This window comes from Nocardioides ferulae (assembly GCF_003660455.1).
Lineage (GTDB): Bacteria > Actinomycetota > Actinomycetes > Propionibacteriales > Nocardioidaceae > Nocardioides > Nocardioides ferulae.
This window is the reverse complement of the sequence record NZ_QZVR01000005.1, coordinates 94188-112864: the sequence shown is the minus strand read 5'-3', so window position 1 is coordinate 112864 and position 18677 is coordinate 94188. Positions and strand designations below refer to the sequence as shown.

At 72.4% G+C, this 18677-nt stretch carries 16 protein-coding genes; 7 read left to right on the top strand and 9 right to left on the bottom strand.

What is annotated here, in order from left to right; genetic code table 11:
* Positions 1–146 precede the first annotated feature (146 nt).
* The 3 genes from D6B71_RS08825 to D6B71_RS08815 all read right to left on the bottom strand — a co-directional run bounded on the left by D6B71_RS08825 (position 147) and on the right by D6B71_RS08815 (position 4116).
* Positions 147–1925 carry a DEAD/DEAH box helicase gene (locus tag D6B71_RS08825; protein WP_121254124.1) on the bottom strand — a complete coding sequence of 593 codons (1779 nt, stop codon included), beginning with the start codon at positions 1923–1925 and terminating at the stop codon, positions 147–149.
* Between the two features lie 98 nt (positions 1926–2023).
* Positions 2024–3841 (bottom strand): glutamine--fructose-6-phosphate transaminase (isomerizing), encoded by a 1818-nt coding sequence (gene glmS / locus D6B71_RS08820; RefSeq protein ID WP_121254122.1) that lies wholly within the window; start codon positions 3839–3841, stop codon positions 2024–2026.
* Positions 3842–3852: 11 nt separating this feature from the next.
* Entirely contained in the window at positions 3853–4116 is a 264-nt protein-coding gene (locus tag D6B71_RS08815; protein WP_121254120.1) for a hypothetical protein, read from the bottom strand.
* Positions 4117–4314: 198 nt separating this feature from the next.
* On the opposite strand from D6B71_RS08815, the gene D6B71_RS08810 reads away from it, so the two are divergent.
* From D6B71_RS08810 to D6B71_RS08800, 3 genes are all read left to right on the top strand, one after another.
* Positions 4315–4929 (top strand): YceI family protein, encoded by a 615-nt coding sequence (locus D6B71_RS08810; protein WP_121254118.1) that lies wholly within the window; start codon positions 4315–4317, stop codon positions 4927–4929.
* A gap of 170 nt (positions 4930–5099) precedes the next feature.
* Positions 5100–6020, top strand: coding sequence for a GNAT family N-acetyltransferase (locus tag D6B71_RS08805; RefSeq protein WP_121254116.1), 921 nt, complete (start codon positions 5100–5102; stop codon positions 6018–6020).
* Positions 6021–6188: 168 nt separating this feature from the next.
* Positions 6189–7220 (top strand): LLM class flavin-dependent oxidoreductase, encoded by a 1032-nt coding sequence (locus D6B71_RS08800; RefSeq protein WP_121254114.1) that lies wholly within the window; start codon positions 6189–6191, stop codon positions 7218–7220.
* Here the strand turns inward: D6B71_RS08800 and D6B71_RS08795 are convergent.
* From D6B71_RS08795 to D6B71_RS08780, 4 genes are all read right to left on the bottom strand, one after another.
* Positions 7204–7827, bottom strand: coding sequence for a hypothetical protein (locus D6B71_RS08795; RefSeq protein ID WP_240641224.1), 624 nt, complete (start codon positions 7825–7827; stop codon positions 7204–7206). The two genes, D6B71_RS08800 and D6B71_RS08795, sit on opposite strands and share 17 nt — an antisense overlap.
* A 161-nt stretch (positions 7828–7988) precedes the next feature.
* Positions 7989–9026: a hypothetical protein gene (locus D6B71_RS08790; RefSeq protein WP_121254112.1), complete on the bottom strand. Its 1038-nt coding sequence runs from the start codon at positions 9024–9026 to the stop codon at positions 7989–7991.
* A gap of 217 nt (positions 9027–9243) precedes the next feature.
* Positions 9244–11178, bottom strand: a complete 1935-nt coding sequence (locus D6B71_RS08785) for a M3 family metallopeptidase (protein ID WP_121254110.1) — start codon at positions 11176–11178, stop codon at positions 9244–9246.
* Positions 11179–11213: 35 nt separating this feature from the next.
* The gene (locus D6B71_RS08780; protein ID WP_126688215.1) at positions 11214–11765 is read right to left on the bottom strand and encodes a Pr6Pr family membrane protein; all 552 of its coding nucleotides are present in this window, start codon (positions 11763–11765) and stop codon (positions 11214–11216) included.
* A 92-nt stretch (positions 11766–11857) separates the two neighbouring features.
* Between D6B71_RS08780 and D6B71_RS08775 the strand changes: the two genes are divergently transcribed.
* The 3 genes from D6B71_RS08775 (at position 11858) to D6B71_RS08765 (ending at position 14907) form a co-directional block, all read left to right on the top strand.
* On the top strand, positions 11858–12877 hold the full coding sequence (locus D6B71_RS08775) for a glycoside hydrolase family 6 protein (protein WP_121254106.1): 1020 nt from the start codon (positions 11858–11860) through the stop codon (positions 12875–12877).
* Between the two features lie 83 nt (positions 12878–12960).
* The gene (locus tag D6B71_RS08770) at positions 12961–14250 is read left to right on the top strand and encodes an MFS transporter (protein ID WP_240641223.1); all 1290 of its coding nucleotides are present in this window, start codon (positions 12961–12963) and stop codon (positions 14248–14250) included.
* Positions 14251–14319: 69 nt separating this feature from the next.
* Positions 14320–14907, top strand: coding sequence for a hypothetical protein (locus D6B71_RS08765; RefSeq protein WP_121254104.1), 588 nt, complete (start codon positions 14320–14322; stop codon positions 14905–14907).
* A gap of 31 nt (positions 14908–14938) precedes the next feature.
* Here D6B71_RS08765 and D6B71_RS08760 read toward each other — a convergent pair whose 3' ends face one another.
* Complete coding sequence (locus tag D6B71_RS08760) at positions 14939–15442, bottom strand: mycothiol transferase (RefSeq protein ID WP_121254102.1); 504 nt, start codon at positions 15440–15442, stop codon at positions 14939–14941.
* Positions 15443–15518: 76 nt separating this feature from the next.
* Between D6B71_RS08760 and D6B71_RS08755 the strand changes: the two genes are divergently transcribed.
* Positions 15519–16508, top strand: a complete 990-nt coding sequence (locus D6B71_RS08755; RefSeq protein WP_206051640.1) for an LLM class F420-dependent oxidoreductase — start codon at positions 15519–15521, stop codon at positions 16506–16508.
* A gap of 358 nt (positions 16509–16866) precedes the next feature.
* Here the strand turns inward: D6B71_RS08755 and D6B71_RS08750 are convergent, their stop codons facing one another.
* Entirely contained in the window at positions 16867–18606 is a 1740-nt protein-coding gene (locus D6B71_RS08750) for a DUF429 domain-containing protein (RefSeq protein WP_121254098.1), read from the bottom strand.
* Between the last annotated feature and the right edge of the window lie 71 nt (positions 18607–18677).

The following is an 18677-nucleotide window of genomic DNA, read 5'->3' as shown; positions in this document are numbered from 1 at the left end:
GACTGGCCACACCGTTGTGGCGCAGGTCACTCAAGCAGGTCGCACCGGCGCCGCGCCAGTGGTCGCCTCCGCCCCGCCCGCCAGCGGGGCCGGCGAGCGCGGGGAACCGCGAGCGAAGCGAGCTCCGAGCCTTTCCGGCCGGGGGCCTAGCTCTTCTTGTGGCGCGGCTTGCGGGGCCGGTCGGCGCCGGAGTCGTCGCCACCGCGAGGCGAGCCGGGCCGGCCGCCGCGGGGGCCGCGGTCGGGGGCCAGCTCGATCAGCTTCCCGGAGATCCGGGTGCCCTGGAGCTTCTCCCAGGTCTCGGCGGGCAGCTGGGCCGGGAGCTCGACGAGGGAGAAGTCGGGCCGGATCGAGATGCTGCCGAAGTCCTGCCGGGAGAGCCCTCCCTCGTTGGCGATCGCGCCGACGATCTGGCGGGGCTCGACGCGGTGCCGCTTGCCGACGTTGATCCGATAGGTCGCCATCGGCACGTCGCTGCGTCCGCGCGGGGCCCGCTCGGGCCGCCCCCGGCGTTCGCCGCGGTCGCCGGAGGGGCCGTCCTCGCGGGGGGTGCGCAGGGGCTTCTCCTGCGCCGGATCGAGCAGCAGCGGGGTCTCGCCCTGCGCGACGACGGCGAGGGCGGCGGCGACGTCGAGCTCGGGCACGTCGTGGTGGCGCACGTAGTGGGCGACGATGTCGCGGAACCGCTCGACCCGGCCGGTCTCGGCGAGGGCGCTGGTGATCGCGTCGTCGAAGCGCGCCAGCCGCGTGGTGTTGACGTCCTCGACACTCGGCAGCTGCATCTGCACCAGCGGGGAGCGGGTCGCCTTCTCGATGTGGCGCAGCAGGTGCCGTTCGCGCGGGGTCACGAACGAGATCGCGTCGCCACTGCGACCCGCCCGGCCGGTGCGGCCGATGCGGTGCACGTAGGACTCGGTGTCGGTGGGGATGTCGTAGTTGACGACGTGGCTGATCCGCTCGACGTCCAGGCCGCGGGCCGCGACGTCGGTGGCGACGAGGATGTCGAGCTTGCCGGACTTGAGCTGGTTGACGGTGCGCTCGCGCTGGACCTGGGCGACGTCGCCGTTGATCGCGGCCGCGGACAAGCCGCGGGCCCGCAGCTTCTCGGCGAGCGTCTCGGTCTCGTTCTTGGTGCGGACGAAGACGATCATGCCCTCGAAGTTCTCGACCTCGAGGATGCGGGTGAGCGCGTCGACCTTCTGCGGGTAGGAGACGAGCAGGTAGCGCTGGGTGATGTTGGCCGCGGTCGCGGTCTTGTTCTTGACGGTGATCTCGACCGGCTCACGGAGGTACTGCTTGGAGATGCGGCGGATCTGGCTCGGCATCGTGGCCGAGAACAGCGCGACCTGCTTCTCGGCGGGGGTCCCGGCGAGGATGGTCTCGACGTCCTCGGCGAAGCCCATGTTCAACATCTCGTCGGCCTCGTCGAGCACCAGGAAGCGCAGCTCGGAGAGGTCGAGGGTGCCCTTCTCGAGGTGGTCCATGATCCGGCCGGGGGTGCCGACCACGACGTGGACGCCGCGGCGCAGCGCCGAGAGCTGGACGCCGTAGCCCTGGCCGCCGTAGACCGGCAGCACGTGCACGCCCTTGCGGTGCGCGGAGTACTTCTCGAACGCCTCGCACACCTGCAGCGCCAGCTCACGGGTGGGCGCGAGCACCAGGGCCTGGGGGTTCTTCTGCCTCAGGTCGAGCTGGGAGATGACCGGGAGGGCGAACGCGGCGGTCTTGCCGGTGCCGGTCTGCGCGAGACCGACGACGTCGCGACCCTCGAGCAGCGGCGGGATCGTCGCCGCCTGGATCGCCGATGGGCTCTCGTAGCCGACGTCGCGCAGCGCCTTGAGCATCGCGTCGTCGAGGCCGAGGTCCGCGAACGTGGGGGTGGTCTCGGTCTGGTCGGTCGCCTGCTCGTGCTCCTGCGTGCTCATCGCCTCAACGGTAGTGGCAGCGTGCTCTCGGTGGGCATTCCACGGCGCGGCGACGTCGGTCACGCGGTCGGGGGTGGTAGGCGTGACGCCGTCGGCGACTACTCGACCGTCACGGACTTGGCCAGGTTGCGCGGCTTGTCGATGTCGAGCCCCAGGTGCTCGGCGGCGTGGTAGGCCAGCAGCTGCAGCGGGATCGTGAGCAGGATCGGGTCGAGCTCGCGCTCGTTGCGCGGGACGTCGATCCGGGTCGCCGCGACGTCGCCCAGGTCGACCCCCGGATGGGTGACCACCACCAGCGGCCCGCGGCGCGCCGCGATCTCGTGCAGCGCCGCCACGTTGCGGTCGGTGAGCTCGTCGTCGGGCACCACCGCGACCGTCGGCACCGACTCCTCGATCAGCGCCAGCGGACCGTGCTTGAGCTCCGAGGTTGGGTAGGCCTCCGCGTGCCGGTAGGAGACCTCCTTGAACTTCTGCGCCCCCTCACGAGCCACCGGGAAGCCCCGCACCCGGCCCACGAAGAAGAGGCTCTCGGCCGCGGCGAGCCGGTGGGCGACCTCACGCAGCTCCTCCTCGACCGCCAGCACCTCGCCGATCTGCGCGGGCAGCCGCTCCAGCCCGCCGATCAGCCGCCGGCCGTCGGCGATGGACAGGTCGCGGACCCGGCCCAGCTGCAGCGCCACCAGCGCGAAGCCGAGGAACATGTTGGTCAGCGCCTTGGTCGAGGCGACCGCCACCTCGGGGCCCGCGTGCAGGTAGATGCCGCCGTCACACTCCCGCGCGATCGCGCTGCCGACCACGTTGACCAGGCCGACCACGCGGCCCCCCTTGCGGCGTACCTCCTGGACGGCCAGCAGGGTGTCGACGGTCTCGCCGGACTGGCTGACGGCGACGTAGAGGGTGTCGGGCTCGATGATGGGGTTGCGGTAGCGGAACTCGCTCGCCGGCTCGGCGTCGGCGGGCACCCGCGCCAGCTCCTCGATCAGCGAGGCGCCCATCTCACCCACGTAGTAGGCCGAGCCGCAGCCGAGGATCTTGACCCGGCGGATGGCGCGCAGCTCGCGGGCGTCGAGGTTGAGGCCGCCCAGGTGCGCGCTGCCGAACCGCTCGTCGAGCCGGCCGCGCAGCATCGCCCGGGCGCTGTCGGGCTGCTCGAGGATCTCCTTACGCATGAACGACTCGTGCACGCCGGCTTCGTACGCCGCGGGGTCGATGTCGAGCGTCGTGGCGCGCCGGTCGGTGGTCGAGAGGTCCTGGCGGAACGTGGTGAACCCGGTGGCCGTCACCGTGGCCATCTCGCCGTCCTCGAGGTGGGCGACCGTGGTGGTGTAGCGCACCAGGGCGGCCAGGTCGGACGCGACGTGCATCTCCTTCTCCCCCACGCCGATGATGAGCGGGCTGCCGTTGCGGGCGACCACGATCCGTCCGGGGAAGTCGGCGTGCAGCACGGCCACCCCGTAGGTGCCCTCGATGGCGGACAGGGCGTCGGCGACCTTGCCCTCGAGGGTCGGGGCCTCGGAGCGGGCCACCAGGTGGGCCAGCACCTCGGAGTCGGTGTCGGAGACCAGGTCGACTCCGTCGTCGGCGAGGCGGGCGCGCAGGGCGGAGGCGTTGTCGAAGATCCCGTTGTGGACGATCGCCACCTCGCCCTTCCCGTCGGTGTGCGGGTGGGCGTTGACGTCGTTGGCCGGTCCGTGGGTGGCCCAGCGGGTGTGCCCGATGCCGGCTCGTCCGGTGAACCGCTTGGGCAGCTGCTCCCCGAGGTCGCGCACCCGGCCGGCCCGCTTGCTGGTCTTCAGGCCGGTGCCGAGCACGGCCACCCCGGCGGAGTCGTAGCCGCGGTGCTCGAGCCGGGCCAGGCCCTCCAGCAGCAGCGGCGCCGCCTGCTGTGCACCGATGTATCCGACGATCCCGCACATGTCAGGTCTCCTCATCCATAGACGATCCGGCGCAGTTGGCGCTCGGTGAGCCGGGGTGCGGCGACGACACGGTCGGCCAGCTCCTCGACGAGGCGGGCGAAGATCTCGTCGTTCTTCGCCCCGTAGGTCTTCAGGTGGGCGTGCCGGCGGCGCACGTAGTCCTCGACGGGCTCGGCGTAGAACGCGACGACGTCCTCCACCACCCGGGCCGCCTCGCCGGGGGTGAGTCCGGTGGTCGCGACGAGGCGCGTGACGAGGGCGGGGTCCGCAGGCACGGACCCATGCTGGCCCTGTCCGAGCGCGAATCACCACTTCCTGCCCGAAATCGGGCAGTGAGCGGCGCATCGCGGCCTGCGATTCCCGCGACACCTCCAAGAAAAGTGGTCCAGACCACCCAATCCGCGGAATGAATCGGACCATGGTCCGGTTCCATCTCCGTACGGTTGAATCTTCTACAACCCCTGGAGCCCCTCATGAGCATCTTCTCCCGCAAGGCCGACCAGGCCGCCCCCGCCACCGCGGACACCTTCGACGCCCCGACCTCCGTGCTGACCGACGTCACCGGCGACTACACCCTCGACGCCTCCCACAGCCGGATCGGCTTCAGCGCCCGCCACGCGATGGTCACCACCGTCCGCGGTGCCTTCAAGGAGTTCGAGGGCACCGCCCACATCGACGCCGCCGACCCCAGCAAGTCGTGGGCCAAGGTCACCATCAAGACCGCCAGCATCGACACCGGCAGCGCCGACCGCGACGGCCACCTCGTCTCCGGCGACTTCTTCGACGCCGAGGCCAACCCCGAGATCACCTTCGTCTCCACCAAGGTCGAGAAGGTCGACGACGACACCTGGGCGATCACCGGCGACCTGACCATCAAGGGCGTCACCCAGTCCCTGACCATCGCCTTCGACGAGACCGGCTCGGCGCAGGACCCCTTCGGCAACACCCGCCTCGGCTTCGAGGGCGGCACCGCCATCAATCGCAAGGACTGGGGGCTGACCTGGAACGCCGCGCTCGAGACCGGCGGCGTCCTCGTCTCCGAGAAGATCAGGCTCGACTTCGACGTCTCCGCGATCCGCAACGCCTGATCCGCGGACACCGCTCCCCCACCACCACCCGACACGCTCGCGGCCGGTGGCGCACCACCCTCGACGGGGCCTCCCACACCGGGAGGCCCCGTCGCCCCATTTCTGCAGCGGTGTCGCCACCGCGCGTATTTCGCGCGACCGGCACCCGCCCCGGCCAGCACACTGCAGGCATGACCCACAGCACCGCCGAGCTCACCCTGCCGACCGGCTACACCGCCCGCCCGCTCGACATGCCCGACGCCACCGCGGTGTTCGAGGCGATCGCGGCGGAGGAGCTGCACGAGACCGGGGCGGTCCAGGTCGAGGAGGCCGACATCGTCGGCGACTGGCAGCGACCCAGCTTCGACATCCCCTCGAGCACGATCGGCGTCTTCGCCCCCGACGGCGTCCTTGTCGGCTACGCCGAGTTCAGCACCCCCGACCGCGGCGACGCGGCGGTGCACCCCGACCACCGCGGGCTCGGCATCGGCACCGCGCTGGCCGGCTGGATGCAGCGCACCGCCCGCGCCGCGGGGGCGAGCGTCGTCGGCATGCCCATGCCGCAGGGCAGCGCCGGTGACCGGCTGATGGAGGCGCTCGGCTACCGCGTGCGTTGGACCAGCTGGATCCTGCAGCTGCCCGCCGGCCGCGAGATCGAGCCGCAGCCGCTGCCCGAGGGGTACGCCGTGCGCGAGGCTCGGCCCGAGGAGTACTCCGCGACCCACGAGGTCATCGAGGACGCCTTCCTGGAGTGGTCGGTGCGCCCCCGGCAGACCTGGGAGGACTTCGAGGCGACCGTCACCCGCCGGCCGGGGTTCGAACCATGGAACCTGCGGGTGGTCACCGACCCGTCCGGCGCCGTCGTCGGCGTCTCGAACGTCCTCCAGTCGGGCACGACCGGCTACGTCTCCCGGCTGGCCGTGCGCCGCGACCTGCGCGGCCGCGGGCTGGCCCGCGCGCTGCTCGTCGACTCCTTCGCCGTCGCCCGGGCCCACGGCGCCTCGGTCTCCGAGCTCTCCACCGACTCCCGCACCGGCGCGCTGCCGCTCTACGAGAAGGTCGGCATGGAGGTCACCTCGGTGTGGGTGAACCGGGCGATCGAGCTGCGGTGAGCCTCTGCCGGGCGGTGCCGCTTCATCACGGTATGCAGACGAACCGGCACTTCCCTCGGCAAGTTCATCGGGGGAAGTGAAGGTTCGCCTGCACTCCCTGGGGAACCTGCAGCCCCGGTTCTCGTAGAGGTCACCACGAGACTCCGTGCGCTCTGGTTGGCTGTCCGCATGGCCGATCACGAGCCCCGGACCTTCTTCGTCACCCGCTACGACCTGCGCGCTCCCGGGGCCGACCCGGCCGCCCGCCAGGAGCTCTACGCGCGCGCCGTCGAGCAGGCGGCGTACGCCGAGCGGTGCGGGCAGGACGCGCTCACGCTGTCGGAGCACCACGCCGCCGACGACGGCTATCTGCCCAGCCCGCTCCCGGTGGCTGCCGCGTTCGCGGCCGTGACATCGCGGATCTCGATCTCGATCGCGGCCCTGCTCGTCAACCTCTACGACCCGATCCGGCTCGCCGAGGACATCGCCGTGCTCGACCACCTCAGCGGCGGGCGGGTGACCTACACCGTCGGGCTGGGCTACCGGCACGAGGAGTACGACCTGCACGGCCGTGCCTGGGAGTCCCGCGGGCGCGACGTCGAGGAGCGGCTGCGGGTGCTGCTCGCCGCCTGGACCGGCGAGCCGTTCGAACACGGCGGCCGGACGGTCCGGGTCACTCCGACCCCCTTCTCCCGGCCGCGCCCGATCCTGTTCTACGGAGGCGGCAGCGAGCCCGCCGCGCGCCGGGCCGCCCGACTCGGCCTGCACTTCCAGCCGCAGACCGACGACCGCGAGCTGCGCCGGCTCTACCGCGACGAGTGCCGGCGGCTCGGCCGCGAGCCCGGGATGGTCGTCGCCCCCTCCCCCGGGCCGGCGACTGTGTTCTGCGCCGAGGACCCCGACGCGTTCTGGGCGGCCCACGGGCAGCACCTGCTGGCCGACGCCCGCGGCTACCAGGCCTGGCGGGAGGGGGCCGACGAGGCCGATCACTTCGTGCTCGACCGCTCCACCACCGTCGAAGGGCTTCGCGCCGCCGGCAAGTACGTCGTGCTCTCGCCCGACGAGCTTGTCGACCGGTGCCGGGCCGGCACGCTGCCGCTGGTGACCAGCCACCCCGGCTGCGGCGGGATGCCGGCGGAGCCCTCCTGGGAGCACCTGCGGCTGATCGGTGAGCGGGTGCTCCCGGTGCTGCGCGAGGCCGCCGTCAGTCCGGCACCGTGACCGTGGTGACCACCGCGGTCACGCCGGGTCTCCGCGGCGTCGAGGAGAAGCCGAACCGGCAGGGCGGGTCGACCGGGGCCAGCGCACCGAGCGGTACGCCGTCGAAGCTGCCGGTCAGGCCGGTCACCGCGCGGCGGTCGGTGGCCGCGTAGTACTCCCGCCGCCCGCCGCCGGCGCTGCCGCGGGTCCGCACCCCGCGCAGCGCGAGCCGGGCCACCGGATCGGTTACGGTGCACCAGGCCGGCGAGGTGGCCAGGGTCCGCGGCACCAGCCGCAGGGCGGAACCGAGCGGCGTCCTCGCACCGAGCGTGAGGTCGAGCTCGAGGTCGGCCGACCGCACCTGCCACGTGGTCCCCGCGCCGGCGAGGGTGGTCACGGTCGCCGTGAACGGCGCCACCCGGACCTCGTCGAAGGTGTAGGTCGAGGCGATGAAGTCGGCGGCATCCTGGTGCGGGGCCAGCAGGACGCGGTGCCCGGCGGCGGTCTCGACCATCGCGTCGGCGAACGCGCCGAGCGGGGTCTCGACCCAGCGTCCGACCACGACCCGCACGCCGCTGGTGCTGCCCGCGCCGGCGATCTCACCGCGGAACCGCAGGCGTCGTGGCACCAGCCCACCGTAGCCAGTGGGACGGACGCCGGACCGCCGACCCGTCGATCGTTCCCCGACACTCCGCGATTCGGAGGGAATCTGTGACGGGTCGGCGTGGACGGGACATGCCACGCGCCCCCGACGGTCCAGGGTGTCGGGGGCGCGCGGGTGGGGTCAGGTCAGGGGACCAGGGACTGCTGCTTCTGCGGACCTGTGCGGCCCTCGAGGCAGAGGTTGTCCAGCCATACGTTCTGGGGGTTGTGGGTCACCCAGAACTTGTGCGCCCGCGTCTTCGGACGCGGATCCTGGCCGAGCCACCAGATCTTGTCCCACGCGTTGAAGTACATCGAGCCGACCAATGCCTTGCCGTGATCGCGGCAGGACAGCTGGAGCTCGGCCGTCTCGGAGGCGTGCACGGTGAACTTCACGCCGAGGTGGCTGTTCAGCGGCCCGACCGTGTCGCCGTACCAAGCCAGTCCGAGGTCGTGGACGTGAGGTCCTGCACCGAGCGGGGCGGTCTCCGACTTCAGGCAGCGGTAGGAGAACTTCGCCCCGGTCACCTCGGACTCGACGCGGAACTTCCACGCCCAGCCTCGGTGGTCTGCGGTCGGCCAGGTGTGGAACAGACGGGCCTTGCCGTTCGGCAGGAAGAACCCCGGCGCCACGGTCCAGTAGCCGGCCGGACAGAGCGAGCTCTGGGCCGGGTAGTCCCCCACATGCATGGTCTCGCCCGGGTCAGCCGTCTCGACGAGAGAACCGGTCTGGATGTCGTGGGCGTGACCGTTGCGTTCGGTCGTCTTGCCGGCCAGGCAGACCACGAAGAGCTTCACCTGCGCATCCGCGGTCGCGTGGTTGGTCAGCGAGAACAACCAGGCCGCGCGATCGGAGGACTTGTTGCGCGACTGGGTCACGTAGACATCGCGCTCGTCACCGAAGGTCCCGGTGTCGGGGTTGGCCTGGTCGACGTGGTCGACGCGCCACATGCCGTCGACGGCGATGTCGCCCGGAGAGCACTTGAGCTCGTACGACGCCGTGTTGTCGGGGAACTCACCCCCGAGGTCCACGTGCTTCTCGACCTTGTAGACCTTCGTCTGGTGGGTCTTCAGGCCCTTCGGGGCGGCGGCGGCCTCCCCGGAGGAGACGAGGGCCAACGGCGCGATCAGCGCGGCGAGCGCGCCGACCGCCGCGAGGGCTCGGGTGCGACGAGAGGCAGCCATCACTGGGCTCCTTGACTAGCGGGAACGAACGGTCGTCGAGCTTCCGGCCCGAGCCGGCCACAGGTGCCCCATCACCTCAAGAAATCAAACTAACTCCGCTCACCGCTCTGGGGTAGGCGCTTCTATGCTGTGGTCCAGACCACTTCGGAGAGTGCTCCGGAGAGATCCCGGTCACACCGGTCACACCGGTCACGTCGGCCACACCCGACCGACAAGGTCAGCGGGCCAGCCACTCCGCGTAGGCGTCGAAGGTGTAGGGCCGGCCGAGGAAGTCCGCGACCAGGTCCGCGGCATCCCGGGTGCCACCTGGCGCGAGCACCCGGTCGCGGTAGCGCGCGGCCACGTCGGCGTCGAACAGGTCGTCCGCGTCGAAAGCGCTGAACAGGTCCTTGGCGATCACCTGCGACCAGGCGTAGGTGTAGTAGCCCGACGAGTAGCCGCCGAGGTGCCCGAAGCTGGCGAACATGTGGGTGCCCTCGATCCAGGCGAACATCGAGTAGCGCGCCTGCAGCTCGCGCATCGCAGCGGTGAGGTCCGCCGGCCGGTCGGTGTGGAACCAGTAGGACATCGCGGCGTAGAACATCTGGGTGCGCGCGTGGTAGCCCTTGCCGAAGTCGTCGGCGCGGCGCATCCGCTCGACCAGGTCGGCCGGGATCGCCACCCCGTCGGCGTCGGTCGCGAACGAGCGCAGCACGTCGGGGTCCCACGCCCACTCCTCGAGCATCTGGCTCGGCGCCTCGACGAAGTCCCACTCGGTGGCCACCCCTGAGAAGCGGGCCCACTCCACCCGCCCGGCGAGCACGTGGTGCACCAGATGGCCGAACTCGTGGAACAGCGTCACCACCTGGTCGTGCTCCATCAGCCCGCGGGAGAAGTTGCACACCAGCACCCCCTCCGGGAGCTGGCGCCCGGCCACGCCGTCGACCAGCGTGAACTGCGCGGCGTGCTTGTACTTGCCCTCGCGCGGGTGCAGGTCGAGGTGGATCCGGCCGAGCGGGTCGCCGGCGTCCGCAGCGTCCGCCCAGAACACGTCGTACGTCGTGACGTCGGCGTGCCAGGCGCCGGCGTCGGCCACCGGCTCGTAGCGCAGCCCGAACAGCCGACCGGTGACATCGAGCAGACCCTGGCGGACCTTGCCGAAGTCGAAGAAGGTGCGCACCTGCTGAGCGTCGACGTCGAGCTGCTCGCGGCGCACCAGCTCCTCGTAGTAGGCGAGGTCGGCGGTGTCGATGCCCTCCGCCGCAGGCACGTCGCGTCGGTAGCGCTCCAGCAGCACGGCCAGGTCGCGCCGGGCCGGACCCTCGGCCGCCTCGGCGATCCGGTCCACGAAGTCGGGGATCGCGGCACCGGCGCCGATCATCTTCACCGCGGCGTCGAAGTCGGCCCAGGTCTCGTAGCCCACCAGCTGAGCGCGCTCGTGGCGCAGGTCGAACAGCTCGCGCAGCAGCGGCTCGGTGGCCGGCCAGCCACGGTTCAGGAACGCCCGCGTGAGCTCGCGGCGCACGTCGGCGTCGTGGCAGAACGTGCGCACCGGGATCGCGTCGGGGTAGTCGGTGGTCACGGTGACCAGGCCGTCGTCGCCGGCCGGGTGTGCGTCGAGCCAGTCCTGCGGCAGTCCGGCCAGTCGCTCCGGCGCCACCCGGATCGTGCGCACGTCGTCGCGGATCGCCTTGCTGAACTCCTGCCCGACCTCGGTGAGGCGCTCGTTGAGCGCCGCGATCCGCTCGCGAGCCTCGTCGTCGCGGTCCACCCCGGCCCGGCGGAAGTCGCGCAGCGTCTTCTCGAGCAGCCGGGTCGCGGCCGCGTCGAGATCGGCGGGGTCCAGCGCGGCCAGCACGTCGTAGAGCCGGCGGTCCAGGCCCAGCTCGGTGCGCAGCCGGGCCACCTCCTGCTCGGCCTCCTCGGCGCTGGTGCGCACCGCCTCGGCCGGGTGCACGTTGCTGAACAGCTCGGCGACCGCGGCCACGTCGGAGATCCGCAGCGTCGCCTCGTCCCACAGCCGCAGTGCCTCCAGCGGCTGGGCCGGCGGGTTCTCGCGGAGCCGCTCGACGAGCTCGCGAGCGGCGGCGAGGCCGTCGCGGGCCCGGTTGCGGACCCACTCCTCGCTGGTCTCGGCGTCGGCGGCGGGCAGGGCGAGCGGCAGCTGGGTCACGCCCGCGATCGTAGAGCGTTGCGCCCTGCCGGAGCTCAGCCGTCGACGTAGGCCGGCCGCCGGGTGCGGCCCAGCGCATACAGGCCGAAGCCGCCGGCCAGCGCGAGCGCCGCCAGCAGGCTCACCCGGCCCGCGAACGGGCCCGGCTGCGTGACGTCGAGGGCGCCGTACACGGCGAGGTCCGCGACGACGTACCACCCCAGGTAGACCAGCGGCGGCACCACCCAGACGAGTGGGTGCCACCAGCGAACCCGGGCCTGGTCGTCGCCGACCAGCAGGAAGTCGGCCAGCACCAGGGCCGGGGTGACGACATGCTCCAGCACCGACCAGGGCTCGGCCAGGTTGCCGTTCTGCATCGGCAGATAGGCCAACGAGACCAGCACCATCAGCGAGGTCAGGGCACCGCGCAGCAGCGGTGACCGGGGCTCGCGCACCGCCATCGCCACGAAGCAGACCGCGACGGCCAGGTTGGCCAGCTGGCTGAGCGCGGTCCACCACACGTCGTACTGCTGGGCCGCGAGGGCCACCCCTGCCGCGGCACAGGCGGCGACGAGCAGCCGCCAGGCCCGCACCGCCGCTGAGTTCACCGAACCAGGGTGGCACGTTCACCGTCCGTTCACCTCGCGAACGGCAGGCCCGATCCGGCACCCCAGCCAGGCCGGGCCTCTAGATTGGGGACGTGACCCGTCGTCTGCGCGCCCGAACCGTCGCGGCCGCGCTGGCCCTCGCCGCCGGTCTCGTGACGCCGGGCATCGCACCGGCCGTGCCCGACTCCGACGACATCGGGGTGGACCGGCCCGCCGCCCCGGCCGCGGAGCGCCCCGACCCGCGGCGCACCCGCGGCCTGTTCGTCGACCCGCTGATGCCGGCGGCCAACCAGGAGCGGGTCTACGCCACGGCGTTCGGCCGCCGCTCCCAGGCGCTCTGGATCACCCCCGAGCACTACCCGACGCCGGTGGTCCGCGACATCGTCCGCGCCTACACCGGCCGGGCGCTGGCCGCCGACAAGACACCGGTGCTCACGGTCTACGGCATCCCCGACCGCGACTGCGGGCTCTACTCCTCCGGCGGGCTCCCCGGCGGCGACGCCTACCGCGACTGGATCCGCCAGGTGGCCCGCGGCACCCGTGGCCAGCAGGCACTGGTGGTCCTCGAACCCGACGCGATCCCCTTCTACGGCGACCCGCGCTGCACCAACGCCGGAGACCGGCTCAAGCTGCTCCGCTTCGCCAGCCGGGTGCTCAGCCGATCCGGCGCCTGGGTCTACCTCGACGCCGGCCACTCCGACTGGCGCCCCTTCGACGGCCGCCCCCGGCTGCTCAAGCGCGCCGGGATCGGGTTCGCCCGCGGGTTCAGCACGAACGTGTCGAACTTCCGGCCCACCGCCGACGAGCACGACTACGCCGGGTTCCTGCGCCGCGAGCTGCGCAAGCTGAAGGTCAAAGGCGTCCACTACGTCATCGACACCTCCCGCAACGGACACCCCGACCCCGTCGGCGGCGACGTGCTGAACCCGGTGTGGGCGCGGGTCGGCAAGGCACCACGACTGGTCTTCGACGGCGCCTTCGACGGCACGCTGTGGGTCAAGCACCCCGGTGAGTCCGACGGCGAGGTCAACGGCGGCCCCGGCTCCGGTCAGTGGTGCGACTTCCTGGCCGACCGGCTGCTGGACCGCCGGGAGTCGCCGACCTGCGACTGAGGCGGCACGGGTCGTGGTGGAGGTCACCGACGCGGGGCACCTGGTTGCGGGAAGCAACCGATCGCGGCGTAGGTTGCTCGGTCGTGGTCACGCGGATCCGGGAGTCGCTCAGCGCGCTCACCGCCGACACCCGGCCGCTGCGCAACGACCACTTCCGCCGGCTGTGGACCGCCAACATCATCACGGTCATCGGGGCGCAGCTGACCGTCGTCGCGGTGCCGGCGCAGATCTATGCCGAGACCGGCTCCTCGGCGTACGTCGGGCTCACCGGCGTCTTCGGGCTGGTGCCGCTGGTGGTGTTCGGCCTGTGGGGAGGCGCGCTGGCCGACGTGTTCGACCGGCGGACGCTGCTGCGGATCACCACCGTCGGCCTGATCGTCACCAGCGGCCTGTTCTGGCTGCAGGCGGCGCTCGGGCTCGGCAACGTGTGGCTGCTGCTCGGGCTCTTCTCGGTGCAACAGGCGTTCTTCGCGGTCAACCAGCCGACCCGCAGCGCGGTGCTGCCCAAGCTGCTCGAGCCCGAGCTGCTGCCGGCGGCGAACTCGCTGAACATGACCGTCTTCCAGGCCGGCGCGATCGCCGGGCCGCTGGTGGCGGGGGCGCTGATCCCGGTGCTCGGCTTCTCCTGGCTCTACCTGATCGACACGCTGACGCTCTTCGCGACGCTCTCCGCCGTCGTGCGGCTGCCGCGACTGCCGGTCGAGGGCGCGATCGCCGGCACCCCCGGGCTCCGCTCGGTGGTCGAGGGGCTGGCCTACCTGCGTGGCCACCCGGTGCTGCTGATGTCGTTCGTGGTCGACATCATCGCGATGGTCTTCGGCATGCCGCGGGCGCTGTTCCCCGAGATCGCCCACGTCGACTTCGGCGGCCCCGACGAGGGCGGGCTGGTGTTCGCGGCACTGTTCGCGGCGATCCCGGCCGGGGCCGTCCTCGGCGGGGTCTTCTCCGGCTGGGTCTCCCGGGTGCAGCGGCAGGGGCTCGCCGTCGTCGTGTGCATCCTGGTGTGGGGCTTCGCGATGGCCGGCTTCGGAGTCGCGGTCGGGCTCGCCGGACGCTGGCCCCAGGCGATGCTCGTGGCCGCGGTCGGCATGCTGGTCGTCGGTGGAGCGGCCGACATGGCCTCGGCCGCGTTCCGCACCAGCATGCTGCAGACCGCCGCCACCGACGCGGTGCGCGGTCGCCTGCAGGGCGTCTTCATCGTCGTCGTCGCCGGCGGGCCCAGAATCGCCGACGTCGCACACGGCACCGCCGCGGTCGCCGTCGGCACCGCGGTCACCGCCGCCGGCGGCGGGGTGCTGGTGGTGGTGCTGACCGTCGCCGCCGCGATCGCGGTCCCGTCGTTCGTGCGCTACCGGATCGGGCAGCCCCGGTAGCCGGGTGGTGCGGCGGTTCCGCGCCACCCCGGCAGGCATGACCGGCCGTGATGTCGGTCACCGGTAGGCATGCGCCTTCCCCCGATCCCGGGCCCCGGTGACGTGGCCCGGACGCTCGACCAGCTGGTCTCGCTGGTGCCCCGGGCGAGCCGGCTGCTGAGCAGCGCCGAGGAGCTGCTGACCGAGGCCCGCGGACTGCTCGACCGGGTGGAGGCCACCAGGACCGACGCCGACCGGCTGGTGCGCAGCGCCGGCGACACCCGCGCCGAGGCGAACCGCCTGGTCAAGCGGGTCGAGGTGACCCGCAGCAAGGCCGACGACGCCATCGGCGACCTGCAGGAGCCGTTCCGCCGGCTGGTCGGACTGCTCGACGCCCTCGAGCCGCCACTGCTGCGGTTGCAGCCGGTGCTGGAGAGGCTCGCGGAGACGACCACTCCCGCCGAGGTCGACGCGGCGGTGGGCCTGGTCGACCGGCTCCCGGCACTCACCGACCGGGTCGAGGGCGACGTCCTGCCTGTGCTCGGCACCCTCGCCACCGTGGCCCCCGACCTGCACGACCTGCTCGCCGCCAGCCGTGAGCTCAACGAGCTGCTCGGCAACGTGCCCGGCATGGGCCGGGTGCGCAAGAAGCTCGACAACGGCGACAGCGACGACTGAGCGACTGAGGGACTGAGGGACTGGGCGACGGTCAGAGGCCCAGCAGGCCCCGCACGAACGCCGCCTGCCCGACGTGCTGGGTGTCGTCGTTGACCACGCTGACCAGCCGCACGCCGAGCGTCACCGGCGGGTCCCACCGCTCGTCGACGACCCGGTCGAGGTCTTCGGGGCTCACCGTGCGCAGGAACCGCACGGTCTGCTCGTGCACCGCCCGGAGGTACGCCGTCAGCAGCCGTGCGTCGGCGCGCACCCGGGCCACCTGCGCGTCGTCGTGGCCGTAGCCGATGTCGTCGGGCTCGAAGTCGAAGCCGAACCGCTCGATGAACCCCTCGGCGGTCCACAACTGCTCGCGGCCGGCGACCTCGCTGACGTGGTCGTCCTGCACGCGAGTGAGGTGCCAGACCAGCCAGGCGATCGAGTTCGCGTCGGCGCCCACACGGTGCGAGAGCTGGTCGCGGTCCAGGCCGCTGACCACGGCCACGCCGTCGTCGAGGACCCGAGTGAACGCGTCGATGAGCAGATCGGCCGGGGTCATGACATCGACGGTAGCGCCCGGCGGGCGTGGGTACCGCTGCTTCGCACACGCGCACCCGACGATCCCCGGAGGACCCGTGACCCGCTTCGGCTACACCCTGATGACCGAGCAGAGCGGACCGCGTGAGCTGGTCCGGTACGCCGTCGCCGCCGAGCGGCTCGGCTTCGACTTCGAGGTCTCCAGCGACCACTACTCGCCCTGGCTCACCGAGCAGGGCCACGCGCCGTACGCCTGGACGCTGCTCGGCGCCGTCGCCCAGGCCACCGAGCGGGTCGGGCTGATGACCTACGTGACCTGCCCGACGCTGCGCTACCACCCGGCCGTCGTCGCCCAGAAGGCCGCGACGCTGCAGTTGCTCGCCGAGGGTCGGTTCACCCTCGGCCTCGGCAGCGGCGAGAACCTCAACGAGCACGTCGTCGGCGAGGGCTGGCCGGCGATCCAGGAGCGCCAGGCGATGCTGCGCGAGGCCGTGGAGATCATCCGCGAGCTGCACACCGGCGACCTGGTCGACTATCGCGGCGACTTCTTCCAGGTCGACTCCGCGCGCATCTGGGACCTGCCCGAGCAGGGCGTGGACATCGGCCTCGCGGTCGCCGGCGACCGAGCGATCGGGGAGTTCGCCCCGCTCGCCGACCACCTGGTCGGGGTGGAGCCGAACGCCGAGCTGGTGGAGTCCTGGAACGCCACCGACGGTGCCCCTCGGATCGGTGAGCAGGCGCGCGCGATCGGCCAGATCCCGATCTGCTGGGCCCCCGACGAGGAGACCGGAACCCGCCTCGCCCACGAGCAGTTCCGCTGGTTCGGGGGTGGGTGGAGCGTGAACGCCGACCTGCCCACGCCCGCGGGTTTCGCCGCCGCCAGCCAGTTCGTGCGGCCCGAGGACGTCGCGGAGTCGATCCCCTGCGGCCCCGACCTGGATGCGATCGTCGAGGCCGTCTCCGCCTATTGGCAGGCCGGCTTCACCGACATCGCGCTGGTCCAGGTCGGCGACGAGCTGCAGCAGCAGTTCCTCGACACCGCCGCGGGTCCCCTCCTGGAGAGGCTGCGGGCAGCGTCCCCGCGCTGACCCGCCACTCGTGGTCGGTGAACCGACGCTGACCCGCCACTCGTGGTCGGTGAACCGACGCTGACCCGCCACTCGTGGTCGGCGAACCGACGCTGACCCGCCACTCGTGGTCGGTCAGTCCGCGGTGACCTGCCACTCGTGGTCGGTCAGTCCGCGGTGACCTGTCGCTCGCGGCCGAGCGGTCCGCGTCGACCTATCCGCCAACCACGAGCGGCAGGTGACGGGGGAAACACCCACCACGAACGGCAGGTCACCGCGCAAACACCCACCACGAACGGCAGGTCACCACGCAAGCACCCACCACGAACGGCAGGTCACCACGCAAACACCCACCACGAACGAGGGTGATGCCGCGGACTCAGCCTCGGATCCGCTGCAGGCGGGTCGCCAGGAGCGCGCGGCGGTGGGCGTTGCCGTGCAGCGCGACGTACTCCTCGCCGTAGGCGGCGAGCAGCGCGTCGTCGAGGCGGCGCACGGCGCCCGGTGGGTAGCGGTAGTCCATGCGGTCGTTGATCGCGGCCGAGTCGACCGCTCGCAACACGCTGCCGAGCTCGTCGAGCGAGGTGATGCCGAGCTCGAGCAGCAGTCCGGAGATCCAGCCGTAGTGGTCGGTGCGCGACCAGCCGGCGTCGGCGTACTGGCCGGCGAGGAACGCGGCCAGCTCCCGTGGGTCCAGCCGGGGGTCGTCGTCCTCGGCGTCGGCCGGCGCGGCCGCGGCCGGGCGCAGCCGCTCCCAGATCATCGAGAACTCGCGGTCGGCGAGCTCGAGCAGCCCGGCGGCGAGGGTGAAGCGGCGGTCGAACTCGCCGGCGTGCTCCTCGGGCACCGAACCCTTGTAGCGGATGTCGTGCTCGAACTCGGCCCACGCGTGCTGCAGGACGGTGCGGATCTGCACCTGCACCCGCTGCCCGACCAGCTGCGGCTGCTCCGCGGCCAGCGGCCGCTCGGGGTCGAGGCTGACCAGGAGGTGCCGGCTCGCGTAGCCGAAGCGCCCCTGGCTTGCCGTCTCCTCGCCGAGGTCACGGTCGTCGTGCACCCGCACCTGGCTGGCGAGCAGGTCGGCGACGGCGTCCACGTCGCTGCGCACGTAGGTGATCACCCGCACGCCGACCTGGTCGGTGATCTCGCGCAGCGGGTCGGCGTACATCGGCCGGCCGTCGGCCTGGCGGGCGGCCTTGCCGGCGAACGACGCGACGCTCTTCGCCCGGCCGCTGACGTTGAGGTAGTTGATGCCGGCCTCGTCGAGCAGCTGGGTCATCAGCGCGACCGCGCGCTGGGCCGTGTCGGCGAGCGCGGGCTGTCGAGCGGCGTACTCGCGGACCGCGGCGCGGACCGGGTCCTCGGCCGGCTCCGGGGCGTCCTCACCGGGCAGCGCCGGGGTGAGGATGTAGCCCTGGTCGAGGTCGCCGTAGAGCCGCATGCGGGCGGGATGCCGGTCGGCGTACGCCGCGACGTAGGCGCAGACGACGGCGTCGACCTGGTCCTCGACGACCCGCAGCTCGCTCTTGCGGGTGGCCCGCTCGGCCCGGGTGCGCAGCGCCGCCCACTCCTCTCCCAGCAGCAGCGGCGGGTCGGCGACGGCGAGGCCCTCGAGGTGGGTCATCAACGCGAGCAGGGCGGCCTGCAGGGAGGCGATGGTGCGGCCGGGCTTGTCCTTGTACTTCAACGTCTTCTCGAGCCCGAAGAGCACCACGGTGGCGGGGTGCGGATAGACCTCGACGGCGCGCCGGGCCCGCCCCGAGCGGGGATCGATGTCGAGGCCGAGGAGCTTGGCGACCCGGGCACCGCGAGGCGTGTCGCGGAACTCGGGCTTGCCGGTGTTCGCCGGGTGGGCACCGGCCTCGAACCGGCGGAAGTCGCGGCTCAGCTCCTGCTCGGCCGGTCGGCTCCCGGTCGGGTTCTTGACCACCAGCGGGGCGTCGATCGCGACCAGGCAGGGCCCGGCGGTGTACGGCGCGAGCGCGTCGACGATCTCGTCGTCGGTGACCACGGTCGAGACGTGGCACAGCCGCCCGTCGGCGTCGAGCGCCGCCAGGCCGGTGGGCCGCTTCTCCCCCCAGGCGAGGTCGATGCCGACGTGGTGCGGATCCGGGGCCATGTGCGAAGCCTGCCGTACCCGGGCGTCCGGCGGGGCGCGGCCGGGTGCTGCTTCATCACGGTATGCAGGCA